The organism is Rhodococcus ruber (assembly GCF_016804345.1).
Classification (GTDB): domain Bacteria; phylum Actinomycetota; class Actinomycetes; order Mycobacteriales; family Mycobacteriaceae; genus Rhodococcus; species Rhodococcus ruber.
The window spans coordinates 4780728-4805797 of record NZ_CP044211.1 but is presented as its reverse complement, the minus strand read 5'-3'; the positions used below and the strand labels follow the sequence as shown (position 1 = coordinate 4805797).

The following is a 25070-nucleotide window of genomic DNA, read 5'->3' as shown; positions in this document are numbered from 1 at the left end:
CATGCGCCGTCCCTGTCGCTCGGCCCGCGTCGCACGGCCGGAAGCGTTCCCGCAGTATAACGATCGTTCACACATCGTGCTAAACTCGGCGAGTGGACAGGAGCCGGAAGATTCTTGACATCGCCGCAGAACTGTTCTACGAAAAGGGATTCCACGGAACGAGCGTTGACGAGCTGGGTGCTCGTGCGGGACTCACCGGGCCGGCGATCTACCGGCACTTCTCCGGCAAGGACGAAATCCTGGCCACCCTGTTCGACGAGGCGATGGACGAGCTGATCCGCGCCGCGGAGCCCATGGACGAGGACGCCGACAGCGACTTCGAGCGTCTGGTCCGCCATCATGTCGAGTTCGCGATCCGGCACCGACACCTGGTCAATGTGACCCAGCGTGAAGACCGGTCACTCGTGGACCCCTGGCGCCGCAAGGTCAATCGCCGGCGCAAGCTCTATGTCGGCTGTTGGGAAACCGCGGTGGCCCGGTGTCTCCCCCGGGCGACACCGGCGGAGGTCGCCGTGGCGACCCAGACCTGCCTGGGCACGATCTTCTCGATCGCCTACTGGCCGACCAAGGTCAGCCGCACCCCCGGGCTGGCCGACCTGATCGTCCGTCTCACGAACGAGGGGCTCGACGCCTTCCGTGGCTGACCACCGTCGCTGCCCGACTCCCTGGGGCCGATGCTCGTCGGCGATCGGCGCGGTGGTCGGCGAGGTGGTTCCGCCGCCGAACGATCACGTTGTCACGGCGCTCGTATCTTTGTCGTCCAGGTCGGCTTCACCGACGAACTGCGCTGCGAGGCGGTGTGTGCGGAGTCGGATCCCGAGGTGCGGCGATCAGCTCTCGACGAGCAGCTTCCGCACGGCGGCGGCGTGCTCGACGGATGCCTCCATCGAGGTTGCGGCGGGGATGAGCGTGATGCTGTCCGCTCCTGCGTCGACGAACGGGCGCAGCCACTCGGCGACCTGTTCGGGCGTGCCGGCCGGTGCCAGGTGCCGGAACTTGTCCCGGGGAAGGTGGTAGAGGGCCTGCATCTGCTCGCCCACCAGGCGGTCGGCCGTGGCGGCGTCGTCGTCGAGTCCGCACCACACGTTGACTCCGAAGGTGCTCAGCGTGCGGTTCTCGCGGGCGGCAGCGTCGAGAATCGCGGTGCGTGTCTCGCCGAATCGGCGGGGCGTCGAAAAGATGGCGAGCCATCCGTCGCCGTACTTCGCGGTTCGACGGATCGCGGCGTCGCCTCGGCCGCCGATGACGATCGGCACGGTCGGTTGGGGCGCGGGCAGGATCCGGGCACGGTCGAGGGTGAAGAACTCTCCGGTGTGGGTGACCTCTTCGCCGGACAACAATGCCCGGAGAACCTCGAGTGTTTCGTCCAAGCGGCGACCCCGGGTGCGTGGGTCCACTCCGGAGTTGGAGATCTCCGATCGGTCCTCGCCGCCGACTCCCGCGCCGAGGATCAACCGCCCTGGGGCGAGCTGCGCGATGGTCGAGATCTGTCGAGCTGCGAGCATCGGATGCCGCAACCCAAGCAGGTAGACGCCGATGACGACGGAGAGCGTGTCGTGGGCTGCGAGCACCGAGGTGGCGGAGACCGTCCCGTCGAAGCCGGTACCGCCGTGGAAACTGATGTGATCCCCGACCGTGATGTGGTCCAACCCGGCATCGGCGACGGACGCGAGCAGTCGTCGCCGGGCGAGCGGGTCGGGAACCAGTATGGAATCTGTGATCGACAAACCGACTTGGACGGTCACGCGACCCCCTTCCGAAGTATTGGACTGACCATAGGTCCGAAATCGTCGAGTGGCAAGAGGGCGCCTCGCGGGTGTCGATCGACGTGTCGATCCCCGGCTCGGCATCAGCGCGGTTCGACAGGAGCAAGCACTGCGTGCCGACCGATCGCCGTTCCCGACGCTGCGGCCGAACTTGTCCGCCCCTCCGGCATCCGCACATGGCCTGGCGTGGGCCGATTCCGAAGATGCGAGCAAGTCCGCGCGCCCCCTATTGCCTCACGTCAAGATGCGCGCGAGGTGCGCTTCGTTGACTCATTCAAGGATGCGCGCGTGGAGGAGGGCTCGACGATGGGGGTACGCCCCGGGCCGGCCTTGGCGGTGGTGAGCGTGAGCAGCTCGGCGGTCAGGGCCTGAATCTGCCGCTGGATCGCTGCCGGGTTGAGCGTGACGTAGGTGCCGGCGAGGATCGCCTTGTCCTCGGCGGTGACGGCATCGTGCCGCTCGACGCGACGATGCGGAGTGGTCGCGGTGTTGTACTTCTTGGTCACCTTCGCCCCGTCACGTACCTTCGATATCAGCTTCTGCTGCGGGCAGAAGAAGTTCGACAGACTCGATTGAAGAACCCAAATACCGTTGAGCACCAACAACTCTGCCGATGTGTCGTAGCGGTGGTAGCCGACCACGGTCCGTACAATCGCCCAGTTCTTCTGCTCGACGTGCGCGCCGTCGTTGGAGTTGCCGGGCCGGGACCGGGTGAAGGTGATCTGCCGCTGCGCGCACCAGGCGAGCAGGTGATGGTTGATGAACTCGCTGCCGTTGTCGGAGTCGACCCCGCGGATCGGGAACGGCAGGATGCCGGCGATCTCCTCGAGGGCGGCGAGCACCCACTTGCGCGCCTTGTTCGGCACGCTCCGGTTCTCCGTCCACCCGGTGGCGATGTCGGTGACCGTCAACGTGTAGGCATGGTCGCCGACCGCGTTGCCGCCCTCGTGCCCGACCAGGTCGATCTTGCGCGTTCCCGGGCACGGCGTCGCCCCACTGCGCCCACGTGCGGATCGGGATCTGCGACTCGAGCACCCGACCCCGGCTTGGTGTGCGCTCTGCCTTTCGGATCGAGCCTGCGCCGGTCCTCGGCAAGCCGGCGGTCGATGGTCGCCGCCGACATCGACACCAACAACTCTGCGGTGGCGTCGTCGATGCTCAACTCGCCGAACCGACGCAGGATCGGCACCAGGTCCGGCAGCACCGCCGCGAGGCGCTTGCCCGCCGGCGCACCGAGCACCGCCCAGCAGAACCGCAGCGCCGCAATCACGTCGGAGCCGTACTTCGGTGATCTCGGGGTGCGTCGCCTGACCGCGGTGGGCCGCAACGCCTGCATCAACGCCTTGCGGGCGTGATTGCGGTGCCAGCCGGTCGTGGCACACAACTCGTCGAGGATGACACCCTTGGTGGCCTTGTCGGCCCGGGCGTACCGCGTCGCGATCGTCTTGGTCACGGCCTTGCGTTGACTCATCGACAGCCCCATCGTCCGGGCCTACCGCCCGGCCCAGGCCGGACACGGCAGGCGCACCGTACGCGCGCATTCTCATTTGAGGCAACGACTACCTCTACGCGCGCATTTTGATGAGTCAACGCGCGCCCTTGACACCCTCCGGGCCCCGCCCTCAAACTGACAACGTGCGTAGTCAAACTGAGCTCGTGCCGCTCGGACCCGACAGCCTGACGTGGCGGTACTTCGGCGGCTGGCGCGGAATGGTGTTCGGGCCGTGGGCCGGATCGATGCAGAACATGCATCCCGGTCTCGGCGCGGCCGTGGAGGAGCACTCGCAGTTCTTCGACGAGCGGTGGGAACGGCTGTACCGCTCGCTGTACCCCATCTACGGCGTCGTCTTCGACGGTCCGCGCGCCCCGGAGACCGCCGCCCAGGTGCGTGGTTACCACGACACGATCAAGGGCATCGACAAGCAGGGCCGGCGCTATCACGCCCTCGACCCCGACACCTTCTACTGGGCGCACGCGACGTTCTTCTACAGCCTCGTCGTCTCGATCGAGTGGTTCGACGGCCCGCTCCCGCTCGCCGACAAGCACCGGCTGTTCGACGAGCACGTGCAGTGGTACCGGCTCTACGGGATGTCGATGCGGCCCGTCCCCGACAGCTGGGAGGACTTCCTGCGCTACTGGGACCGCATGTGCCGCGAGGTGCTCGAGGACAACAAGGCGACCCGCGACGTGCTCGACCTCTCGCACCTGGGCCGGCCGCCGTTCCTGCGGTGGATGCCCGCGAGCGTATGGGCGGTGCTGCGGCCGCCGGTGACCCACGGGTTCCTCTGGCTGACGATCGGCCTGTACGATCCGGCGGTGCGCGACCTGCTCGGGTATACCTTCTCACGCCGGGAGCAGCGCCTGCACCGCCTCGTCGGCCGATCGATCGGGCTGGGGGAGAAGCTCGTTCCCCGGCGCTACCGCTACCATCCGCGCGCTCGCGCCGGCTGGGACCGGGCCCGGGGCCGCGTCCCGGCGGACGCACCCGTCGTGCACACCCCCGACCGCAACCTGCCGCCGGCGCACCTGTTGGACAGCCCCATGCACTACACGGGGACACACGAGACCGTGGGCAGTGCCCGGCACTGACCCGCAGCGCCCGACATCCCCGCTCGGTCTGGTGCTCGGCGCCCCGATCACCCTCGTCCTGCGGTCGGTGTCCCCGGCGCGCGGCCGCACGATCGGCCGCGTACTGCGCTCCTCGCCCGTGCACCTCGTCGCGAATCCCTTCGTCGCCCTGGCCCTCAACGTCGGCGGTCTGGCGGTTCTGTACTTCTCGCCGCTCTACGTCGCGACCACCCGGAACGAGTTGCTGCACGTGCTCGTCCACGTCCACTTCCTGCTCGCCGGCTGCCTGTTCGCGTGGGTCGTCGCCGGCCCGGATCCCGCCCCGCGCCGTCCCTCCGTGCCGGTGCGGCTCGTGGTGCTCGGTCTCGCGATCACCGCGCACGCCGTCATCTTTCAGGTGATGTACGCGGAACTGTTCGTCCAGGTTCCGGTTCCCGCGGCGCAGCTGCGGGGAGCCGGCGAGCTCATGTACTACGGCGGGGACATCGCTGAACTGCTCCTCGCCGTCGCGCTGCTGTTCACGTGGCGTCCTCGGCCGGTTCGTGACGAGACGGCACGCGCCGTCGATCCTGACGGACGTCAGCCCTTGCCGGCCCGGTCGGTCCTCTCCGTGCGCGCGCCCTCGGCGCGAAGATTCAGCACCCGCCACAACTGATTTGGTAAAGTGCAAGTAATGCACCAATGGCACGCGCTCGACACCACCGCAACGCTGGATCGTCTGGGCACCTCGCCGACCGGGCTGAGCTCGGACGAAGCGGAGCGGCGGCTGACCGAGCACGGTCCGAACGAGCTGCCGCGTCCCCCGTCGGACCGCTGGTGGTGGCGGCTGCTACGGCAGTTCCACAACGTCCTGCTCTACGTGATGCTCGGCGCCGCGGTCATCACCGCGTTCCTGCAGCACTGGATCGACACGGCGGTGCTGCTCGCCGCCGTCGTGATCAATGCGCTCCTCGGATTTGTGCAGGAGGGGCGGGCCGAATCGGCGCTCGACTCGATCCGGGCGATGCTCGCACCCCGCGCCCGCGTGCACCGGGACGGACGGATCGTCGATCTCCCCGCGGCCGACCTGGTGCCCGGCGACGTCGTCCGGCTCGTCTCCGGAGACCGGGTGCCCGCCGACCTGCGGTTGATCCGCGTGCGCGAACTCCGAGTCGACGAGGCGGCCCTGACCGGGGAATCCGTCCCGGTGGACAAGACGTCCCGCCCGGTGCACGCGGACAGCGAACTCGGGGACCGCCGGTCGGCCGCCTACGCCGGAACCGTTGCCGTGTTCGGGCAGGGTGACGGCGTGGTCACCGCCACCGGTGTCCACACCGAACTCGGCCGCATCAATGCCCTCCTCGCCGGAATCCCGAAGACCACGACGCCGCTGCTGCGGCAGATCGGCCGGTTCGCCCGGTGGCTGGCCGTGGTCATCCTGGTCGTCGCTGCGGCGACGTTCGTACTCGGAATCGCGTGGCGCGGCGAATCCCCGGCGCAGATGTTCACCCTCGTCGTCGCGCTCGCCGCCTCGGCCATCCCCGAGGGGCTGCCGGCGATCATGACGGTCACCCTCTCGCTCGGGGTGCAGCGGATGGCCCGGCGCAACGCGGTGATCCGGCGACTACCGGCGGTCGAGACGCTCGGTTCGGTCACCGTGATCTGCTCCGACAAGACCGGCACGCTCACCCGCAACGAGATGACCGTGCAGAAGGTGTTGTGCGCGCACCACCGCATCGACGTCGGCGGGATCGGCTACGCCCCGGTCGGGGCGCTGACCGCCGGCGAAGGCACCGTCGCGGATCGGGCATCCGTCCCCCCGCTGGATCTGGCCGTGCGGGCCGGTGTGCTGTGCAACGACGCGCGCCTGCTCGACGTGGACGGGGCATGGCAGATCGAGGGCGACCCCACCGAGGCGGCGCTGCTCGTACTCGGACGCAAGGCGGGGCTGACTCAGCAGGACGCCGAGCACGCCTGGCCGCGTCTGGACGTCGTGCCCTTCGAATCCGAACACCGATTCATGGCCACCCTGCACCGCGCCGACGACGATGTGCACGAGCGGATCTTCCTCAAGGGCGCGCCGGAGAAGGTGCTCGCGGCGTGCACCCATCAGCTCGAGAAGGACGGCTCGCGGACCGTCGTCGACACGGCCTACTGGAGCACCCGCGCGACGGAGACCGCCACGCAGGGACTGCGCGTGCTGGCCCTGGCCTACCGGGACCGCGACGCCGTCGGTGCCACCCTCGACTTCGAGGACGCCGAGCACGACTTCACCCTGCTCGCGCTTGTCGGGATCATCGACCCGCCCCGCGAGGAAGCCGTCGTCGCGGTCCGCGAATGCCACCGGGCGGGCATCACGGTCAAGATGATCACCGGCGATCACGCCGACACGGCCGCTGAGATCGGCACCCAGATGGGACTGGGCATCGGCTCGCGGCCCGTCACCGGCGCCGAGATCGAAGCACTCGACGAACCTGCGCTGCGGCGCGTGGTCGCCGACACCGACGTGTTCGCCCGGGCCAGCCCCGAACACAAGTTGCGCCTGGTGCGGGCACTGCAGGAGAACGGCCACGTGGTGGCGATGACCGGCGACGGCGTCAACGACGCCCCGGCCCTCACCCGCGCCGACGTCGGTGTGGCGATGGGTGCCGGCGGCACCGAGGCCGCCAAGGAAGCCGCCGACATGGTGCTGGCGGACGACAACTTCGCGACGATCGCCGCGGCGGTGCGCGAGGGTCGCGGCGTCTACGACAACCTCAAGAAGTTCGTGCTGTTCATGCTGCCCACCAACGGCGGCGAAGCACTCGTGGTGATCGCCGCGATCCTGTTCCAGCTGACGCTGCCGCTCACCCCGGCCCAGGTGCTGTGGATCAACCTGGCCACGGTCAGCACCCTGGGCCTGGCACTCGCGTTCGAACCGACCGAGGCGTCCGTGATGCGCAGGCCGCCGCGTCCGCCCACCGAGTCGCTGTTGTCGGCGTTCTTCGTGTGGCGCGTGGCGATGGTGTCGGTGCTCATGATGGCCGGCGCGCTGGGGCTGTTCCTGTGGGAGCTGGAAGCGGGTACGACTGTGGAGGTGGCCCGCACGATCGCGGTCAACGCGATCGTCGTGGCCGAGATGTTCTACCTGATCAACAGCCGCCGCATCGAGGGCTCGGTCCTGAACCGGGAGGGGCTGTTCGGCAACCGCTACGTGCTGGGTGCGATCACCGCCTGCATCGGGCTGCAGCTGCTCTACACCTACACGTCGTTCTTCCAGACCGTGTTCGGCTCCGCGGGACTGACGCTCGTGGAGTGGGCGAAGGTGCTCGGCGTCGGGCTGACGGTCTTCTTCGTCGCCGAGGCGGAGAAGTGGGTGGTCCGCCGCATCCGTGCCCGACGTGCCGAGTCGTGAGCACGATGGACACGTCCCCTCTTCGGCACATCCTGGTCGCCACCGACCTGTCCGACGGCGCGGCCGACGCGGTGCGCCGCGCTGCACAACTCGCCCGCGAGCACCACGCGCAGCTCACCGCCGTGCAGGTCGTGCCGTCCCCGGCCGCACCGGAAACAACGCGGCGCGCGCACACTCTCCTGACGGACCATCTGCGCCGCTGCGGCGGGGACATCGAGGGCGTGGTCCGGGCCGGTGAGGTCGCCTCCACCGTCGGCGCCCTCGCCCGGGAACGCGACACCGACCTGCTGGTCGTCGGCGCGCACGGAGCCCGCCGGCTCGCCGGAGCGTTGCCGGGCAGCACCGCCGAACGTCTCGTCGGCACCAGCACCGCGCCCGTACTGGTGGTCAAGAATCCACCGGCCGGCCCCTACCGGACCGTCCTCCTGGCCGTCGACACCTCTCGTGCCGCCACCTCGGCCGCCCACACCGCCGCAGCCTGGACCCCCGAGGCCGACCACGTTCTCGTACACGTGTCCGTCGTGATGGGCGAACAACTCATGCGACTGCACGGCGCCGACGACGCCGCGCTGGCGCAGCTGCGGCACGTCAGCACCGAACAGATCCGCCTCCACCTCGACGAACTCGCCGCGACCCTGATCCCCGAGCCCGCCGACACCCGCATCGAATCCGGCCATGCGCCCTCGATGATTCCGGAGATCGGAGCCGAGCATCGCGCCGAGCTGATCGTCGTCGGAACCGGGGAGCGTTCCGCCCTCGAATACGCAGTGCTCGGCAGCGTCGCCCAGCACGTGCTGCGACACGCCACCACGGACGTCCTGGTGGTGCCGGACACCGGTGCTCGCGCCAGGTGATCGGTGCCCCGTCCGTAGCGTTGCGCCCAATGTTCCGGTGAGTGAGCACTTCTCGTGCCATCGCCCGGCGCGCCGTCACGAGAAGTGCATCGTCGGCGATCGCATCAGTCCGGGTGAGCCGCGCGCCACGCCTGCCAGACCTCGGGGCGGAGGCGGCCGCGGTCCGGCACGGGTAGGCCCTGCGTGCGGGCCCAGGCTCGGACCTCGGCCGTCGACGGCGCCGCGGTGGCGGGCGCGGCGATGCGGGCGATGGCCGGGCTCTCGGTCTCGGCCCAGACGTAGGCGGCCGCGAGATACCGGTAGGTCCACTGTTCGGCGAGTGCACGGGTGTCGCAGAACACGATCGGCACGTTCGGCCAGCGCACCTGCAGCTCGGCCAGGCCGTCGGCGACGGTCGCCGGCCGCACCCGGTCGAGCGCGAAGATCGCCGAATAGCGGTCCTCGACGACGACCGCGGCGCGCGGCAGCGCCGCCAGCTCGGCCAGTGCGTAGCGCAGGGTGCCGTTCGTCAGGCTGCCTACCAGGTCCGGAACCGATTTGCGTTCCACCGAGGCCACGAGACGCTCGTCGTGGAAGACGCCGTAGTCACCGCACGGCAGTGCCCGCTTGGTGAGGACGACCTGCTGGTCGGCGAACCGGTAGGCGTAGCGCTCGTGCGAGTCGACGACGATCGGCAGGTCGGCGACGCCCGCGGCGCGGGCGGTGGGAGTGCGCACGTTGGGGCGGGCCTGCTTGCGGGTGCGGGGGGACTGCCAGAACACGACGTCGCGTCCGCGGGCGGTGGTGTACACGATCTGTGAGCGGTTCTCGCGACCGCGGTCGAGCACCAGGTCGATCGCCGCGCCGCGGCGTGCGCACGACCGGACGGCCACGCGCTCGACGACCTCGGGGTCGTCGGGCCACTCCTCGCTCGGCACGGGGTGGCAGTACAGCGCCTTCGTGCGCGGCCAGGTGCCGGAGGTCCGGAACACCAGCCCGCCGTCGAGGGGTACACGCAGCAGGTAGCCCAGCTTGGACGCCGGGTCGGGGTTCACCGCGATCACCATCTCCACAGCTGTCAGGTTCCCATCCAGTGGAACTGTGCGCGGAAGTTATCTGCCGGTTCGTGCCGTCGGGGCATCATGGGCAATTGATTGATCGATTACTCAATGAAGGAGGACGCACGTGAATTGCCTGAACGGGGAGACGGCCCTGGTGACCGGGGCGGGCCAGGGCGTCGGTCGCGGCATCGCCCTCGCGCTCGCGGCGGCCGGGGCTCGCGTGGCCCTCGCCGGCCGTACGGCGGAGAAGGTCGAGAAGGTGGCGGCGGAAATCGAGGAGCGGGGTGGTCGCGCGGCCGCATTCGAGTGCGACGTCACCGACGCGGATCGCATCGACCGTCTGGTCGAGCAGGTCGTCGCGCGCTTCGGCGGACTGTCGATCCTGGTGAACAACGCCCAGACCACCGTTCACGGCCATCTGCTCGAGTTGGACGAGGAGGTCTACCAGCGGGGAATGGACTCGGGACCGACCGCCACCCTGCGCCTGATGCGGGCATGCCACTCCCACCTGAAGGGCCGGGGTTCGATCGTCAACCTGGGGTCCGCGGCGGGAGTGCGCTGGGACCCGTCCGGATACGGCGGCTACGCCGCCGCCAAGGAAGCAATCCGGGTGCTGACCCGCACGGCAGCATGCGAGTGGGCGGCCGACGGAATCCGCGTCAACGCGATTCTCCCACTCGCGAATTCACCCGCGCTCGAGGTCTGGGCGCATGACAGCCCGGACGAGGCGCGGGCCTACCTCGACACCGTACCCCTCGGTCGTCTCGGCGACCCCGAGACCGACATCGGCCCGGCGGTGGTGTTCCTGTGCAGTCCGGCGGCGCAGTACATCACCGGTCACTCACTGCCCGTCGACGGCGGCCAGGCGCTCATGCGATGAACCGATCCACGGACGAACACCCGAAGGAGGGAAACGTGCAGATTCCCGACGTGCTCGCACCGGCCCGGCCCGGCGAACAGGTGTCCCGCTGAGCTGACACCCCGCAGCGACGGAGCGGGGAACTTCCTACGCTCGGTGTACCCGAGGAAGGAAGTGATCGGATGCAGTCGCTCGAGTGCCACACGTGTGGCAACAAGGTGCTGGTGGCGAAGTACAGCCCGGTACACACGAGCATTCAATGGACCGGACCGGCCCACGAGACGTGCCGTGAATTCGCTTCGGCGGCAATCGCGGACGAGACCACGACCTACCTGCCCCGCTGTGGGGCGCTGCACGAGTCGGTCGATCGCGCCGTGCGCGACGGCCGGCTCGTGCCCTCCCGCCGGGTCGAACCCCAGCAGATCGAACCGTAGCCGGTCCGGCGTCGCCGCACCTGGAAGCACATCACTTGGAGGACTTCATGACTGTCGAACTCGAGACCATCGAGGTTCGGAGCATCGAGACGGGGACCAACCCGACGCGGTATGCCCGCGGCTGGCACTGCCTCGGCCTGGCCAAAGCCTTCCACGACGGAAAGCCGCACCAGATACAGGTTTTCGGAACCGATCTGGTGGTCTTCGAGGACTCGAAGGGCGCCCTGCACGTGCTCGACGCCTTCTGCCGCCACATGGGCGGCAATCTGGCGCGTGGCGAGATCAAGGGCGACACGATTGCGTGCCCGTTCCACGACTGGCGGTGGGGTGGCGACGGTCGGTGCGCGGAAGTCCCGTACGCCCGCCGCACACCCAAACTTGCCCGGACGAAGTCGTGGATCAGCATGGAGCGCAACGGCTTGCTGTTCGTGTGGAACGATCCGCAGGGAAATCCGCCGCCGGCGGACGTGACGATTCCGGAGATCCCCGACTACGGGACCGACGCCTGGAGCGAGTGGACGTGGAACACTTTCCACGTCACCGGGTCGAACTGCCGGGAGATCGTCGACAACGTCGTCGACATGGCGCACTTCTTCTACGTCCATTTCCAGATGCCGCAGTACTTCAAGAACGTCTTCGAGGGCCACATCGCCGCGCAGCACATGCGTTCGACGGGCCGTGACGACATCAAGACGGGCGTGCAGCTCGATCTTCCGGATTCCCAGACCATCTCGGACGCGATGTACTACGGTCCGTCCTTCATGCTCGACACCGTCTACACGGTGTCCGGGGATGTGACGGTCGAGACCAAACTCGTCAACTGCCACTACCCGGTCACGCAGGACTCGTTCGTGCTGCAGTTCGGCACCATCGTCAAGAAGGTGGACGGGGTCGGCGACGAGGAGGCCGCTGCGATGGCGACGATGTTCACCGAGGGCGTGGAGACGCAGTTCAAACAGGACGTCGAGATCTGGAAGCACAAGACCCGGATCGAGAATCCGTTGCTGACCGAGGAGGACGGCCCGGTCTACCAGTTGCGTCGCTGGTACAGCCAGTTCTTCGTCGACGTCGAGGACGTCACCCCGGACATGGTGCAGCGCTTCGAATTCGAGGTGGACACCACCCGTGCGCTGGAGAACTGGCAGAAGGAGGTCGACGAGACCCTCGCACGTCGGGCCTGATCGGTCGATGTGCGCACGCCCCCGTGGCCGGTCATTCGGCGCGGGGGCGGAAGCCGTCGACGAAGATGCGGGTGATCTCGCGAGCGAGATCGGCGTTGGAACGCTCCGACGTCGGTCGGTGCCACCGCGGTGCCTGCCAGACGGCGTCACGAATCAGCTGGTAGAACACGTCCGGGTCGATGTCGTCGCGGAACGTCCCCTCGGCCACGCCGTCGGCGATGGCCGCCCGCCACGCTCTCTCGACCTCGTCGGCGGTCTCGGCCAGGTCGGCCTCGACGAGGCGGTCGCGCATGTACTCGCCCTCGCGCTGCCAGATCGTCGTGGCGCCGCGGTAGTCCTCCGACGTGGACAGGGCCAGCAACGCGAGTGCCTCGATCCGGTCGACCGGGGTCTGGGACTGCGCGGTGATCTCGCGACACCGCCCGCTCAGGTCGTCGATGTACTCGCGGATCAATTCGGTGACGATCGCTTCCTTGGACGGGAAGTAGTGGTAGAGCGCTCCGGAGTAGACGCCGACCTCGTCGGCGATCTCCCGGATGGTCGTCGCCGCAATCCCTTTGGACGCGAAGAGGTGTGCGGATCTGTCCAGGATCTGGCGGCGGCGCTCGTGCGGATCCATGGCACTCCTCGGGACTCGGTCGTCGGCCGGTCCATTGTGCCACATCTATTGATCAATCGATCAATGCGGTGTCACACCGCAGTCCGGGCGTTTCCGGCACGCAGGTGGGTGAAGCGCCGCCACGCGGTCAGTGCGGCCACGCGCACCGGAGCGGCCAGGGCGGTGGCGCGGATCGATGCAGACGGACCGCTGAGGGAGAGTGCTCCGACGCACTTGCCGGCCGGTCCGATCGGCGCCGCGACACAGGAAACGCCGGGCGCGGCCTCGTCGCGTTCGTGCGCGACGTGCTGCTCGCGCATGCGGGCGAGTTCGCTGCGCAACCGGCCCGGGTCGGTGACGCTGTGCGGGGTCCGGGCGGGGAGGGGATGATCGGCGAAGAGCGCTTCCACATCGTATTGCCCTTGTGCGAGAAGGGCTTTGCCCAGTGCCGTGCAGTGTGCCGGCTGCCGGCCACCCACGCGGGAGGGGATGCGCATCGAGTAGGGTCCGCCGACCTTCTCCAGGTACAGCACCTCGGTGCCCGTGAGCACCGCCAGGTGGACGACGAGGCCGGTGCGGCCGTGCAACTCGTGCATGACGGGTAGTGCGGCTCGGTGGAGGGCGTCGTTGTGCTGGACGAGGGAGCCGAGCTCGAGCATCTTCGTGCCCAGCGAGTACGCGGGTGCGTCCCGTCGGACCCAGCCGATCTCGACGAGCTGGTTCAGTAACCGGTGCGTGGACGAGCGGGGCATGCCCGTCAAGCGGGTGAGCTCGGCCAGGGTGAGCCGTTCGCTGTCGCGGAACGCCTCGAGCAGCCGGGCAGCGCGATCGATCACCGCCACCGGCACATCGTTGTGCGTCGTCACTATGCCTCCCACTGCGACAGAGGGTCCTTTACTGATCAAGCGATCAATCAATGATTGTGGTGACTCTAACAGCTCGGCGGCGGACCGTGAAGAGAAACACAGGATGGACGCGGTCGCGATGCCCATACCGATGCCGAACAGCAGCACCCACAGCACGAGCGGGAACTTCGCCGAGTGCGCGAACGCGGTGAGCACTGGCCCAGCACGTGGTGACAGCGGACGGGACGGGAATCGTCTACGACAGCCGCGGGTTCTTCGTAGCGTTCCTCGTGGCTGCCGTCGTCGCGCTCGCCGGTGCGGTGCTGGCGTTCTGGATCACGGCCGGGAGACGCGGGGAGGCGCCGCTCGCTGAACATCGGTCGTCCGTGACTGCGCAGTTGTCGTTGCCCGCGTCGGGGTGTCGTCACGACAACTGCGCAGTCGACCGGTCAGTGGGTGGCGAGCGCGACCCGGCGGCGGTCGTCGGCCTCGTCACCTGTCCGGGCGCACGATGCAGCGGAAACCGATGTGGCACGTCGACGTCTCGACCGACTCGCCCTGCCGCGCCGCCGGACGGTAGCGGAGGCAGTAGTTCGGCGCGCACAGGTGCGAGCCACCCTTGATCACGCGCCGCGGGTACGGGCCGGACTCGTCGCCGGCACCCGTACGGGGATTGCTGGGGATGCAGCAGGCGTGCGCGGGGGCGGTGTCCCGACCGTCGGCGCCGTGGTGCGCGGTGTAGTGGTCCGCCGACCACTCCCACACGTTGCCGGCCATGTCGACCAGTCCATAGCCGTTGGGACGGTAGGAGCCGACGGGCGAGGTCCCCACGAAGCCGTCCTCGCCGGTGTTCTCCCACGGGAAGCGGCCCTGCCAGGTGTTGGCGCGGTAGCGGCCGTGGGGAGCGAACTCGTCGCCCCACACGAACCGCGCCCGATCCAGGCCACCGCGCGCGGCGAACTCCCATTCCGCCTCGGTCGGCAGCTCCTTGCCGGCCCACTGCGCGTAGGCGAGCGCATCGAAGTGCGACACGTGCGTAACCGGGTGACGGTCGCGTCCCGCCACGGTGCTGCCGGGCCCTTCCGGGTGCCGCCACTGCGCGCCCGGCGTCCACGCCCACCAGCGGCGGTAGTCGTCGAGCGGCACCGGACCTGGCGGTGGCACGAAGACCAGCGACCCCGGCACCAGCAGCTCGGGTTCCGCGTCGGGGTAGTCCCGCGGATCGGGTGCCGTCTCGGCGGTGGTGACGTGCCCGGTGTCCTTCACGAACCGCCGGAACTCGGCGACGGTCACCGGATGCTCGTCCATGAAGAACCCGTCGACCCGGACCTGGTGCACGGGACGCTCCTCGGGATAGAACTCCTCCGACCCCATCCAGAATGTCCCGCCGGGGATCCATGCCATGTTCCTGGGCGCGGTGGAAGTTGCTGTGGGGGCAGCCATGCACTCCAGGTTCTCAGACAGGCGCGCCGAGTGGGCGGGTTGTCCCGCTGGCGGGGTACTACGCGGAGCCGACCGACCAACCTCCCTGGGGACATCACACCCAGCGCACGGCCACCATCGTGATACCGCTGGTGTCTCGAGGTCGATGCACTACCGGGGATGGCTCACGTGTCGACCGAATTCGCCTCCGGCGGGATCCGGCCCGGCAATGTTGTCGGAATCGACATCGACGGTGATCCTCGTGTCCTGTGGGGTCGAGGCCGAGACACCAGACGGAAGGGGCTGACTTTGTCAGGTGCCACGCGGTCTCGTGTTCGCCGACAGTGTGCTGCGCACTCTCGTGGGCAACCTGACGCGTCGGCTGCTGCCGCCCTGGCCGCAGTGAACGGTGGTTCGGGTGCTGGTTCAACCTCGTTCGAGTTGTGCGACAACCAGATGCAGTGCGGCCGTGGTGGTGAGGGTTCGGACCCGTTCGCGGTCCCCGGGGAAGCGGCGGGTGACGGTGTACGTCGGCCGTCCGTCGATCGCGACGCCGAAGCAGACTGTGCCCACCGGCTTGGTTTCGGTGCCACCGTCGGGACCGGCGATCCCGGTGGTGGAGACCGCGACGTCGGCCCCGAGACGGCGTCGGGCGCCCTCGGCCATCGCTGCGGCGACCTGCTCGCTCACTGCACCGTGCGTGGCGATCATCTCGGCCGGTACGTCGATCAGATCGGACTTCGCGTCGTTGGAGTACGAGACGACCCCGCCCATGACATAGGCCGACGAACCGGGGCGGGCGGTGAGGCGCGCAGCGATGAGCCCGCCGGTGCACGACTCCGCAGTCGCGATCAGCCGGCCGTCGAGGGCGTCGATCAGTCGGTCGTCGATGGTGGAGCCGTCGGTCGAGAAGATCTTGTGTCCATGGTGTTCGGCGAGAACATCGAGAAGACGGCGATAGACGTCCGCGTCGCCGGAGGCGAATCGGGTCACCATGTCGAGTTCACCGTGTCGAAGACAGGTGGTGATCTCGAGTCGATCCAGGCCGGCGATCTCTGCTTCGGCCCGGCGCAGTGTCTCGGCGAGTTGCGCCTCGTGCAGTCCGTACGCGCGCACGGTCTCCTGCTGCATGTCGTCGGCTCGGGTCAGCGCCTCGGCCACCGCAGGTGAGGTGATCGCGCTCGGCCACATCGCCTGCAACTCACCGGGCGGCCCGGGGAGGACGACGATGGTCGGGACCGGCCGGTCACCGGCTACTGCGGGGATCACCACGCCCGGTGCTGTGCCGGTCGGCGGTAGGGCGGTGGCACCGGTGGGGACCCGCGCCTGTTTGCGGATCCCGGTACGCGTCGGCCCTTCGTCGAGATCCGGGGTGTCCGGGCGGTAGCGGCGGATGACACCCGCGATGTGTTCCTCGAGTTCGGGGTCGAGCAGCAGGTCACGATGACAGAACTCGGCGACGGTAGCGACGGTGAGGTCGTCGGCGGTGGGGCCGAGCCCACCGCTGGTGACGATGAGGTCGACGCCCTGGTCGGCGAGGAAGCGTAGTTGTGCGATCAGGTCGGCGGGCCGGTCGCCGCAGATCGTGATGTGGGCGACGTCGACGCCGAGTGTCAGGAGCTGACGAGACAACCACGGTCCGTTCTGGTCGGTAATCCTCCCGGTCAGCACCTCGGTCCCGGTTACGACGATTCCTGCACGCACGCTCACGGCATCGAGCCTAGTCGGCAGCGTCCACCGCAGAACGGGACGCGGCATCGCCAGTTGGAGACGACCGGCTGGAGCATCGACCCCGCCGGTGCGCGAAGACACGGCGGTGACACCGGAAACCGACCCGCCGTCACCTCCGGCGGCCGCGCGTCACGGGCACGATGCTGCGTCTCGGGTTCGGAGCGGTGGTGGGCGAGCGCCGACCGGAGAATACTCGAAGGTGTGCGGCTCGGAGTCCTGGACATCGGCTCGAACTCGGCGCAACTGCAGATCGTGCAGGCGCTGCCGGGGGCTCCGCCGCTGCCGATCCACGCGGTCAAGACCTCCACGCTGCTGGGCGAGGCGATCGGCGACGACGGCTGCCTGGAGGAGGCCGGTATCGAACGCGTCTGCCAGGCCGTGAGCCGCACACTCGCGGCGGCACACCGGTACGAGGTGGAACAGCTGTACCCGTTCGTCACGGCGGCGATTCGTGATGCGGCGAACCGGGATGCGGTTCTCGAACAGATCCACACCGAATGCGGGATCCGTCCGCAGTACCTGTCCGGGTTGCAGGAGGCGCGGTTGACCTACATGGCCGTACACCGCTGGTACGGATGGTCGGCGGGCCGCATCCTCATGCTCGACATCGGTGGCGGGTCGATGGAGATCGCATTCGGGCGCGACGCCGAACCGGAGTTCGTCCTGTCGCTGCCGCTCGGCGCCGGTCTGCTCACCCGCACCTATCTCCATTCCGATCCGCCGCGCGGGCGTCAGGTCAGGGAGCTGCGTCACTTCGTGCGCGACACGCTGAGCGAGTCGGCGGAGCGACTGCGCTGGGAGGGAGACTTCGGGCGGGTGGTGGGCACGTCCAAGACGTTCAAGCAGCTGGCCCGCCTGACGGGCGGAGCACCTCAGCGGCGCGGTCCGTTCGTGCGCCGCACCCTGCACCGCAGCGACGTGCACCGCTGGGCGGGACGGCTGACGCAGCTGCCGACACGTGAACGGGCGAGGCTGCGCGGCATCTCGCCCGCCCGGGCCCGCCAGATACCCGCCGGTGCGATCGTCGCCGACGAGGCGATGCGCGCGCTCGACGTCGATCTGCTCGACGTGAGTCCGTGGGCACTGCGCGAGGGCGTGATGCTGCAGCACCTGGCGACGGTGACCGCCCCGGACGTCGCGTTGCCGCTGCAGCCGCTCGTGCCCGCCGAGCCGGAGAAGGCGCAACTGGTGTCGTTGCCGACGGAAGCGTCGAAGCGAACGGGATTCGCGTGACGGGACGTTACCCGCGGATCATCGCCCACGTGCGCGGCCCGTCGCCGGGCAGATCCACGGCGCCGACGACGTCGAACCCGAGCCTGCGGTAGAACGCGACGTTCCGCTCCGACGAGGTCTCGAGATACGCCGGTACCCCCGCCTCGCGGGCCTCCCGGAGGCCGGGGGCAAGGACCGCGCCGCCCAGGCCCGAGCCCTGCCGGTCCGGATCGACGGCGACGGTCGCGAGGAACCACGCCGGCTCGCTGGGCCGCAGCGGGGCCAGCGCCTCGTCCGCGGCCGTCGCCGTGTCGGCCCGATCTCCGGACAGCTCGGCGACGCGCCCGGCGATTCGTGCGAAAGCTTCTAAGATACCGGTGGATTCGGGAGTGGTCCACACGGCGGCGGCGGCGGCGTCGTCGGACACCCACACTCGCCCGCAGCGCAGACCGATCTCTGTCAGGTACAACCGCTGCAACTCCTCGACGCGGTGCAGGTGGTCGCGGGCGTCGACGGTGTGGCGGGTGAAGGGATAGTCCGCGAAGGCGCGCACCAGGGTGCGGGTCGCGCGGTCGACGTCGGTGGGTTCGGCAGGGCGGATCTCGGTCATCGCGCCGAGCGTAGAGGCACGCCTGCGGCGGCCGCGAGTTCTTTTCGGTTCCTCACAGTCGCGCGACGGGGTGCTTTCCGGTCTCGGGGCCGCGCGGCCTCGCGTCCATGCCGGAGCCGCGGGGACACGCCCTGCCCGGCCCTCGACTGATCGCACCCGACTCCGCGGATCGCATCATGTGCACCAGTCATACTTCGGTCATGCTTGCAGTCTGACCGTCAAGTTCACGATCAGTCTCCCGGACGAGGATGCCCACGTCCTCGACGAGTACATCCGGGATCATGGGCTCCGCGGCCGGTCGGCGGGAGTCCGGGCCGCTGTCCGCCTGCTCGCGGCAGCCGGACTCGAACGGGACTACGCCACGGCCTTTGCCGAGGTCGACACAGAGCACGCGTGGGATGTCACCACGGCCGACACCGAATGATCCGCCGAGCGCAGATCCACTGGGTCGATCCGGACCCTGCGCAGGGTAGCGAAGCGGCCGAGCGCCGGCCGGCAGTGGTCGTGAGCAACGACCGCGCCAACGCGACCGCCGAGAATCTGGGCAGAGGAGTGGTCACCGTCGTTCCTCTGACCACCAACACCTCACACGTCTTTCCGTTCCAGGTACTCGTGGAACCCGACGAGTCAGGGCTGACCAGAGCAGCGAAAGCTCAGGCAGAACAGGTACGTTCGGTGTCCGTGCGTCGCCTGGACACCGAACCTGTCGGAAAGCTCGGGGCGAGAACTCTCGCAGCGCTCGAGGAAGCGCTGCGGCTACATCTCGATTTGCGTTGACGGCCGCCAGGTCTGGTCGGGCGAGCGCGGGGAGTGGCTGTCGTCTTGTCGGTCGAAGCCCGTCACCCCGGTTCTCGTCGCCTGACCGGGTCGGTGGGACGGATCTCGAACCGCTCGGGGATCCGCAGCCACGCGGTGCTCACCGTCGACCAGTCCCCGACGCCGGGCCACGGTCCGGACTGGCTGTGGCGGTAGCCGCCCGCCTCGTACCGGTCGTACGGCACCTCCGACAGCCGCGGATGGGCGCACAGCAGGCCGAGCGCAGACAGGTGCACGGCGTCCCACCGCTCGGCGATCGACGGCCAGTCCGGGACGTGCGCCCCGCGGTATTCGAGCGGGTGCGCGGCGATCAGCTCGGCCCAGTCGTCGGCGGTGTCGATCCGGACGATCCGCGCGACGTCCGGGTCGAAGTGCACCGTGTAGCGGGCGGGGTCGGTCGCGCTGCGCAGGTTCTCGCCGCTGGCACCCCACGTGTCGGACGTCCCGTCGTCGAGGGGCGTCGCGGTCCAGAACGCGCCGTCGGGCAGCGCCCCGGGCCGCGCGCGGTTGCGCACCCGCGGCACGCTCAGTTCGGTGACGGCGCCCTGATGCACCTGCGGGTTGACCAGCGTGTCGCGGCTCGACGCACGCAGGGCGTCGCAGATCGCCTCGCTCATCTCACGGACGGCGGGGGAGGTGACGGGCAGATCCAGGATCTCGTTGGCGCCGTTGCCGTAGAGGTACTCGCGGATGATCAGCAGCGCATTCTCGACGAAGTCCTCGAGCGAGTCGGCCTCGACGAACTCGGTGACGGACGGCTGTGGATCCGCGGTGCGGTAGGCGCGCAGGTACCACTGGACGAGCATGCGGCCCGGCACGGTGTCGAGCAGGTTCGCCGCCACATCGGAACACATGGTCGACATGCTGCCGCATCGGTCGCGCTGTCGACACGAACTCCGCAATCCACCGATTTCGGTGTCGGTCCCGTCCTCGTCGCTGCAGGACGCCGGCATGCCTGCGGAGCTTCCTGAACTGAGCGAGTCCCGGTGATCGGAGCCTGCAGCGATCGCAGGTTGTCCTTCAGATGGTGTCGACCTCCAGTAGGTGTTCGATGCCGCGGAGATCGTCCGCGTTGCGGGTGACGAGTCGGGCGTTGTTCGCGTGCGCGGTGGCGGCAATCATCAGATCGAGTGCTCGAGGCCGAGGTTTGCGACCGTACGCGTGCACGGCCGCGGCAAGCTGTCCGTAACTTCGAGCGACACTGGCGTCGACAGGGAGTGGCTCGAACGCGCGCTCCACGGCGACCAGGCGCTGCAACCGCTGAGCGCGCTGCTGCGCGGTGGTCGCGACCAGGACTCCGAAGTGCAGTTCCGCCAGACTCACGGCGCTGATCGCGACCTCGCCGTCAATGGGCGGAACATCCCTCGCGATCAGGATGCTCGTATCGAGTACCGTCCTCACCGCGATGCCCACGGGTCCGCGATCGGGTCGTCGATCAGGTTGCGGTCTGCCTCCCACGTCGGATCGGTGTCGGTTCGAAAGATGCCGGCGACCTCGTCGAAGGCACACCACGTCTTCCGGCCGGCCGGGCCGAGGATCGCACTCGGGCGGCCGGCGACTGTGATCAGCATCGTCTCTCCCGCTTCGGCACGCTTGACGTAGTCGCTGGCGTGCTGGCGCAGTTCCTTCAACCCCAAACTCTCCATACCCGATGGTAGCACTAATGCTACTTATGGACTTCGACTTGGTGCGTGGCGAGTGCCGGATTGCAGAGCTCTGTTTCGACCACCGGCGGACGGCGCGCGCGGCAAGTGGACCCGAACCGGTCTTCACCTGCCGTCGACACAGCGGACGGGCTTCCTGCCGGGCCGGCAAGGGGCTACCGTTCGCGCATGCGCGCAGCCGTGGTCGTCGCCTGCCTGATCGCGGCGACCGCGTGCGCGCCACCACCGCCGTCCGAGTCGCCGGAGCCGCCGCCACCGCCGCGCGTCGCCGTCGACCACCGCGGCCTGACCCTGGACGCAAAACCGTGGTGGCCGGCCGGGCTCAACGCGTACCAGCTCGCCTCCGACTGGGACGTCAACGGCGGCTGCGGCGCGCAGGTGGATCTGGATGCGTACTTCTCGTCCCTGCCCCCGACGTCGCTGACCCGGTTCAACGCCTTCCAGTCGCTCGCGCTGAACCGGGTCACGGGGACCCTGGACTTCTCCGCGATGGACGCCGTGTTCGCCGCCGCGGAACGGAACGGGCAGCTGGTGATGCCGGTGCTGTCCCCGCAGGACGGCGCGTGCGGCAACGAGCTGTACAAGGATCGCGCCTGGTACGAGCACGGCTGGACCGTGCGCCGGGCACCCTTCGCGGTGAGCTTCGCGGACTGGGTGCGGCTGGCCGTGGACCGATGGCGGGTCTCACCCGCGCTCGCCGCATGGGACCTGCTGGGTGAGCCCGAGCCGGGCGTATGCGGCGACGAGGCGTGCAGCCTGCCGCGACGTTCGTGCCCGGCCGACTCGGCGCAGCTGCTGCGGTCGTGGATCGACGCGGTCGGCCGCATCGTGCGGGAGACCGATCCGCGGCACCCGATCACCCTCGGTCTGATCGGCGGGGATCAGTGCGGCAGTGCCGGGGACGGCTACGCGCAGCTCGCGCAGTCGCCCTACCTCGACGTGCTGCAGTACCACGACTACGACGACGCGGCGTGGCTGCCGGTGCGCCTCGGCCAGGTGACCAAGCCGATCCTGATCGCCGAACTCGGCATCGAAGCCGGCAGTTGCCTGTCGCTCACCGAGCGTGCCCAGCGGGTGGACGAGACGCTGACCGGCTACCGCGAGGCAGGTGCCGCCGGTGCGCTGCTGTGGGCGTTCGTGCCCGACCCGCGCGGTGACCAGTGCACCTACGACGTCGGCCCCGGCGATCCGGTGCGTGACGTGCTGGCGCGACACGGGAGCCGCTGACCTGCGCCGTCGAGCAGTTGGTCGAGTCCTGGCCATCGACCTCTCGGGGTCGAAGAGGCTATGCCGGAGCCGAATTCAGCTGATCCGAGCGGAAATGTGCTCGACAGCGGACGCCTTTCGTTCCTGACCGGTCGTCCTGGCGAGCCCGCACCCTTCCTGCAGTGGTCCGGCTACTTCACGGCGGATGGACCTTGTCGTCTGCCGAGCCGTGCGAACTATGTCAGCCCGGACCGCAATCCCTCAGACGTGGGATCGACATCGGTGGACTTCGGGCCCGAGGATCGATATCGGAGAGACGCGCGACTACATGGATATTCGACCCTGCAGTCGACACCTAGGCTCGGACCCGGAAGGAAAAATCCAATGAGTATCGTGGCAATCGCGGCTGTGGCAGTTGCGATCAAGCAGATGGCGGAGTCGCTGAGAACCGTTTACGGCGTCCTGGACGGCGACCGGGGCGTCGCTATCGCAGTTGCAAATCACACGTCGCATGAGCTCGAAATTGCCTGGACTTCATTCGACCACGGCGGATGGGCAGAACCGCCGGATCAGATGGTTCCGCCAGGAGAAGCCTCCCTGTTCTCGGTGAGAGACAAGGGCTTCATGACAGGAACAAAAGGGTGGCTGACATACAGCATCAATGGCTCGGACCCTCAGTGTTGGGCGCAGATCTTCTGGGATAATCCCTTCTTGGGGCAAAACAAGGCGGGGTGCTGGGATTTCAACAGGATCCCTGTAGGGGATGTCATGAAGAAGATGTTCCCCGAGGGTCTCCCGGTGAGTGCCGCAGGCTACCGGATGACCGCCATTTCGGGCACGGGAAATATTTGTCAGAACAAGTACGAGGTGTTCGAGGGGTGAATGAGACGTCCCCGATCCGACAGCGGCCCGGCGATCCGGTGCGGGGCGTGCTTCCCGGCACGGAGCCGCTGAAATGTGCCGTGTCGTCCCGCGAGTGCACGGACGTGCGCCCGGCCGTCATCTAACATCGAGCCACCGTGCGTCGGTTCGTTCGAACGTACGTGTCCGCCAAACGGATACGTCCGAGACCCGCGCGACGGAGGGCCCGCGGCCGCGGTGCTCCGGTGGAGGGGAGGAACTGCGGTATGAGGCGATCCCAGGGATTATGGTCGGTGGCGACGGTCCTGGCCGTGTCGATGTCGGCATGCTCCACCGAGTCGCCGCCGTCCGAACCGGCGGCACCCGATTCCGCACCGGCGCACCTCGCGTCGGCGCCGGTGGAGGCCGGCGGGGTCGAGCTCACCGTGCAACTACCGGAGGGGGCGGTCACGGTCGAGGGGGCAGCGGGGGTGGCGCCGGTCGGCACCGAGCTGGTCGTCGATCCGCTCGACCCCGTCGACACCGGCGACGGCGCGGCATTGCGTTTGAGCCGGCCTGCCGCGTCGATCACCCTCGGAGGCGGGCAGCAGCCCGAGTCGGCGCTCACCGTCCGGTTCCGGATCCCGGACGGTGAGGACACGTTCGACGAGCTGACCGACGATCAGCAGCCCGTGGTGGTCGCGCGCAGTGACCGCAACCCGGACGTCTCCGAGCTGCTGCCCGCAACGTGGGACGAGGCAACCCGAACACTCTCCGCCGAGACGACCCACCTGTCGGAGTTCCGCGGCGGAGTCGTCGACTTCTCCGACATGCGGCAGACCGTCGAGGAAAACGTGGAGGGCTTCTTCGGCACGTCGATCGACGAACCAGCGTGCCACGGTGAGCCGGTGACGATCGGCGACGTCACCTACGATGCGATCACCCCAGGTGAGAAAGTCGTCTACCCCTGCCTGGCCGAGGAGGACGGCAAGCTCGTGGTGTCGCTGCACTCGAACTCTTCCCTCGGCTGGATCGCCCGGTCGACGCCGCCGCCCACGGAGCGGGCGGAGACCACCGAACTGTCGGTGGGCGCAGCCGGCAACTCGATCGTCTACGGATCGATCCTCGCGTCCGACGTCGGCGACGGTGCTCTGCTGCACCCGCGGGGCGTCACCGATCTGGTGTACGACACTTCCGACGTGCCACGGACGATCGACCTGCGCGTGCACGCCGCGATGTCGCTGGTCGACGCTGCCGCGCACGGCCTGTCGATGGTGTGGGGCGGGAACACACTGCTCGATATGACCAACCCCGGCGACATCGTCGCCACCTTGGACTGCATGGGCGATCCGATCACGATGGAAGGCATCGTGTCGGCGAGCGACCGGGAGGCAGGGGACCTGAGCCGCAAGGCGATCGAGTGCACCACCACCGCCGGTGGGTGGGCCGTCAAATCACCCAGCTTCTCGCCGGCCGGCACCGCGCGGGAGGCGTTGGGCAGCTTCGTCACCGGGATCGGTTCGCTGCCGAAGAGCGCCGGCTTGCTGGGGTCCATGGTGGAGGGGCTGGGCGGCGAATTCACCGGCCGCAACTCGGCGACGGTCGTCCTCCGCGCCCGCGGCGGCGATGCGGTGGACATGTCGGACGTGCCCGAGGAGGTGTACGCCATCGACCGCTTCGAACTCGACAACCAGATGACCGAACCGGTCCGCGCGGGCCGCAAGATCGGACCGTACCTGTATCAACTGTCGACCGGTGCGGACCCGGCCGTCGAAGTGTCGTACGGGTGGTCGGCCCGTACCGGCGACGAACGGTACGGCGGGGAGCACTGCCAGATCACCGTCACCCTCACCGGGCCGGAGGGGGAGCGTCACGAGGACCACAAGTCTGCCCGCTGCTCCGACGGGTACGCGTCGTCGTTCGGTGGACTGACGAAGTTTCGGGTAACCACCCCGGGCCAGTACACGCTGCGGCTGCAGGATGTCGTCACCGGTCTGAGCGCGGAGTCGACGTTCACCGTCGAGCGGTGAGACAAGGCGACGCACTCGACG

At 68.7% G+C, this 25070-nt stretch carries 24 protein-coding genes and 1 pseudogene; 14 read left to right on the top strand and 11 right to left on the bottom strand.

Translation table 11 applies throughout. From position 1 onward, the window contains the following. Positions 1-92: 92 nt before the first annotated feature. Positions 93-644 (top strand): TetR/AcrR family transcriptional regulator, encoded by a 552-nt coding sequence (locus tag F1734_RS21955; RefSeq protein ID WP_010593345.1) that lies wholly within the window; start codon positions 93-95, stop codon positions 642-644. Between the two features lie 186 nt (positions 645-830). Here the strand turns inward: F1734_RS21955 and F1734_RS21950 are convergent, their stop codons facing one another. After that, positions 831-1745, bottom strand: coding sequence for an LLM class flavin-dependent oxidoreductase (locus F1734_RS21950; protein WP_010593344.1), 915 nt, complete (start codon positions 1743-1745; stop codon positions 831-833). A 260-nt stretch (positions 1746-2005) separates the two neighbouring features. Next, positions 2006-3249 (bottom strand): annotated as a pseudogene (locus F1734_RS21945) (integrase catalytic domain-containing protein). Positions 3250-3422: 173 nt separating this feature from the next. On the opposite strand from F1734_RS21945, the gene F1734_RS21940 reads away from it, so the two are divergent. Genes F1734_RS21940 through F1734_RS21925 form a run of 4 tightly spaced genes read left to right on the top strand, consistent with a single transcriptional unit; the run spans position 3423 to position 8561 of the window. Next, positions 3423-4355, top strand: coding sequence for an oxygenase MpaB family protein (locus F1734_RS21940; RefSeq protein ID WP_203011939.1), 933 nt, complete (start codon positions 3423-3425; stop codon positions 4353-4355). Then, positions 4342-4989 carry a cytochrome c oxidase assembly protein gene (locus F1734_RS21935; protein WP_010593340.1) on the top strand — a complete coding sequence of 216 codons (648 nt, stop codon included), beginning with the start codon at positions 4342-4344 and terminating at the stop codon, positions 4987-4989. Before F1734_RS21940 ends, F1734_RS21935 begins: the two co-directional genes overlap by 14 nt. An 18-nt stretch (positions 4990-5007) precedes the next feature. Beyond that, a complete protein-coding gene (locus F1734_RS21930) occupies positions 5008-7707 on the top strand; it encodes a cation-transporting P-type ATPase (RefSeq protein ID WP_010593339.1) in 2700 nt (899 codons plus the stop codon). Positions 7708-7712: 5 nt separating this feature from the next. Continuing rightward, positions 7713-8561 carry a universal stress protein gene (locus F1734_RS21925; RefSeq protein ID WP_225223195.1) on the top strand — a complete coding sequence of 283 codons (849 nt, stop codon included), beginning with the start codon at positions 7713-7715 and terminating at the stop codon, positions 8559-8561. Positions 8562-8665: 104 nt separating this feature from the next. Here the strand turns inward: F1734_RS21925 and F1734_RS21920 are convergent, their stop codons facing one another. Continuing rightward, a complete protein-coding gene (locus F1734_RS21920; RefSeq protein WP_140188861.1) occupies positions 8666-9613 on the bottom strand; it encodes an ERCC4 domain-containing protein in 948 nt (315 codons plus the stop codon). Between the two features lie 112 nt (positions 9614-9725). On the opposite strand from F1734_RS21920, the gene F1734_RS21915 reads away from it, so the two are divergent. The 3 genes from F1734_RS21915 to F1734_RS21905 all read left to right on the top strand — a co-directional run bounded on the left by F1734_RS21915 (position 9726) and on the right by F1734_RS21905 (position 12075). Then, the gene (locus tag F1734_RS21915; RefSeq protein WP_140188860.1) at positions 9726-10481 is read left to right on the top strand and encodes an SDR family NAD(P)-dependent oxidoreductase; all 756 of its coding nucleotides are present in this window, start codon (positions 9726-9728) and stop codon (positions 10479-10481) included. 161 nt (positions 10482-10642) lie between these two features. Continuing rightward, positions 10643-10894 carry a hypothetical protein gene (locus F1734_RS21910; RefSeq protein WP_140188859.1) on the top strand — a complete coding sequence of 84 codons (252 nt, stop codon included), beginning with the start codon at positions 10643-10645 and terminating at the stop codon, positions 10892-10894. Between the two features lie 47 nt (positions 10895-10941). Continuing rightward, entirely contained in the window at positions 10942-12075 is a 1134-nt protein-coding gene (locus F1734_RS21905; RefSeq protein ID WP_140188858.1) for a 3-ketosteroid-9-alpha-monooxygenase, oxygenase component, read from the top strand. 31 nt (positions 12076-12106) lie between these two features. Here the strand turns inward: F1734_RS21905 and F1734_RS21900 are convergent, their stop codons facing one another. The 4 genes from F1734_RS21900 to F1734_RS21885 all read right to left on the bottom strand — a co-directional run bounded on the left by F1734_RS21900 (position 12107) and on the right by F1734_RS21885 (position 16650). Then, a complete protein-coding gene (locus F1734_RS21900; RefSeq protein ID WP_010593333.1) occupies positions 12107-12694 on the bottom strand; it encodes a TetR/AcrR family transcriptional regulator in 588 nt (195 codons plus the stop codon). A 71-nt stretch (positions 12695-12765) separates the two neighbouring features. Next, positions 12766-13539, bottom strand: coding sequence for an IclR family transcriptional regulator (locus F1734_RS21895; protein WP_010593332.1), 774 nt, complete (start codon positions 13537-13539; stop codon positions 12766-12768). A 471-nt stretch (positions 13540-14010) separates the two neighbouring features. Continuing rightward, positions 14011-14922, bottom strand: coding sequence for a formylglycine-generating enzyme family protein (locus tag F1734_RS21890; protein ID WP_140189163.1), 912 nt, complete (start codon positions 14920-14922; stop codon positions 14011-14013). Between the two features lie 444 nt (positions 14923-15366). Beyond that, positions 15367-16650, bottom strand: coding sequence for a competence/damage-inducible protein A (locus tag F1734_RS21885; RefSeq protein ID WP_140188857.1), 1284 nt, complete (start codon positions 16648-16650; stop codon positions 15367-15369). A gap of 222 nt (positions 16651-16872) precedes the next feature. On the opposite strand from F1734_RS21885, the gene F1734_RS21880 reads away from it, so the two are divergent. Next, a complete protein-coding gene (locus F1734_RS21880; RefSeq protein WP_124258606.1) occupies positions 16873-17904 on the top strand; it encodes a Ppx/GppA phosphatase family protein in 1032 nt (343 codons plus the stop codon). Between the two features lie 7 nt (positions 17905-17911). Here F1734_RS21880 and F1734_RS21875 read toward each other — a convergent pair whose 3' ends face one another. Further along, on the bottom strand, positions 17912-18493 hold the full coding sequence (locus F1734_RS21875) for a GNAT family N-acetyltransferase (RefSeq protein ID WP_124258607.1): 582 nt from the start codon (positions 18491-18493) through the stop codon (positions 17912-17914). A 178-nt stretch (positions 18494-18671) separates the two neighbouring features. Here F1734_RS21875 and F1734_RS21870 point away from each other — a divergent pair, with 178 nt between their 5' ends. Beyond that, positions 18672-18917, top strand: coding sequence for a ribbon-helix-helix protein, CopG family (locus tag F1734_RS21870; RefSeq protein ID WP_237658120.1), 246 nt, complete (start codon positions 18672-18674; stop codon positions 18915-18917). After that, on the top strand, positions 18914-19270 hold the full coding sequence (locus tag F1734_RS21865; protein WP_124258608.1) for a type II toxin-antitoxin system PemK/MazF family toxin: 357 nt from the start codon (positions 18914-18916) through the stop codon (positions 19268-19270). Before F1734_RS21870 ends, F1734_RS21865 begins: the two co-directional genes overlap by 4 nt. Before the next feature lie 62 nt (positions 19271-19332). Here F1734_RS21865 and F1734_RS21860 read toward each other — a convergent pair whose 3' ends face one another. The 3 genes from F1734_RS21860 to F1734_RS21850 form a co-directional block, all read right to left on the bottom strand. Next, complete coding sequence (locus F1734_RS21860) at positions 19333-20163, bottom strand: hypothetical protein (RefSeq protein WP_237658119.1); 831 nt, start codon at positions 20161-20163, stop codon at positions 19333-19335. A 166-nt stretch (positions 20164-20329) separates the two neighbouring features. After that, on the bottom strand, positions 20330-20722 hold the full coding sequence (locus F1734_RS21855) for a type II toxin-antitoxin system VapC family toxin (protein ID WP_010593324.1): 393 nt from the start codon (positions 20720-20722) through the stop codon (positions 20330-20332). After that, positions 20707-20955 (bottom strand): type II toxin-antitoxin system Phd/YefM family antitoxin, encoded by a 249-nt coding sequence (locus F1734_RS21850; protein WP_124258610.1) that lies wholly within the window; start codon positions 20953-20955, stop codon positions 20707-20709. Before F1734_RS21850 ends, F1734_RS21855 begins: the two co-directional genes overlap by 16 nt. Before the next feature lie 186 nt (positions 20956-21141). On the opposite strand from F1734_RS21850, the gene F1734_RS21845 reads away from it, so the two are divergent. The 3 genes from F1734_RS21845 to F1734_RS21835 all read left to right on the top strand — a co-directional run bounded on the left by F1734_RS21845 (position 21142) and on the right by F1734_RS21835 (position 25049). Continuing rightward, a complete protein-coding gene (locus tag F1734_RS21845) occupies positions 21142-22200 on the top strand; it encodes a glycoside hydrolase 5 family protein (RefSeq protein ID WP_124258611.1) in 1059 nt (352 codons plus the stop codon). A 363-nt stretch (positions 22201-22563) separates the two neighbouring features. After that, complete coding sequence (locus F1734_RS21840) at positions 22564-23061, top strand: hypothetical protein (RefSeq protein WP_124258612.1); 498 nt, start codon at positions 22564-22566, stop codon at positions 23059-23061. 245 nt (positions 23062-23306) lie between these two features. After that, complete coding sequence (locus tag F1734_RS21835) at positions 23307-25049, top strand: hypothetical protein (protein ID WP_203011052.1); 1743 nt, start codon at positions 23307-23309, stop codon at positions 25047-25049. Positions 25050-25070: the final 21 nt, after the last annotated feature.

What these genes read in the sequence shown, in the direction of transcription:
- F1734_RS21850 (WP_124258610.1), bottom strand. Translation starts at nt 20,955, where the DNA reads ATGGAGAGTTTGGGGTTGAAGGAACTGCGCCAGCACGCCAGCGACTAC.
- F1734_RS21875 (WP_124258607.1), bottom strand. Translation starts at nt 18,493, where the DNA reads ATGACCGAGATCCGCCCTGCCGAACCCACCGACGTCGACCGCGCGACC.
- F1734_RS21910 (WP_140188859.1), top strand. Translation starts at nt 10,643, where the DNA reads ATGCAGTCGCTCGAGTGCCACACGTGTGGCAACAAGGTGCTGGTGGCG.
- F1734_RS21840 (WP_124258612.1), top strand. Translation starts at nt 22,564, where the DNA reads ATGAGTATCGTGGCAATCGCGGCTGTGGCAGTTGCGATCAAGCAGATG.
- F1734_RS21900 (WP_010593333.1), bottom strand. Translation starts at nt 12,694, where the DNA reads ATGGATCCGCACGAGCGCCGCCGCCAGATCCTGGACAGATCCGCACAC.
- F1734_RS21860 (WP_237658119.1), bottom strand. Translation starts at nt 20,163, where the DNA reads ATGTGTTCCGATGTGGCGGCGAACCTGCTCGACACCGTGCCGGGCCGC.
- F1734_RS21925 (WP_225223195.1), top strand. Translation starts at nt 7,713, where the DNA reads ATGGACACGTCCCCTCTTCGGCACATCCTGGTCGCCACCGACCTGTCC.
- F1734_RS21865 (WP_124258608.1), top strand. Translation starts at nt 18,914, where the DNA reads ATGATCCGCCGAGCGCAGATCCACTGGGTCGATCCGGACCCTGCGCAG.
- F1734_RS21930 (WP_010593339.1), top strand. Translation starts at nt 5,008, where the DNA reads ATGCACCAATGGCACGCGCTCGACACCACCGCAACGCTGGATCGTCTG.
- F1734_RS21890 (WP_140189163.1), bottom strand. Translation starts at nt 14,922, where the DNA reads ATGGCATGGATCCCCGGCGGGACATTCTGGATGGGGTCGGAGGAGTTC.
- F1734_RS21905 (WP_140188858.1), top strand. Translation starts at nt 10,942, where the DNA reads ATGACTGTCGAACTCGAGACCATCGAGGTTCGGAGCATCGAGACGGGG.
- F1734_RS21845 (WP_124258611.1), top strand. Translation starts at nt 21,142, where the DNA reads ATGCGCGCAGCCGTGGTCGTCGCCTGCCTGATCGCGGCGACCGCGTGC.
- F1734_RS21835 (WP_203011052.1), top strand. Translation starts at nt 23,307, where the DNA reads ATGAGGCGATCCCAGGGATTATGGTCGGTGGCGACGGTCCTGGCCGTG.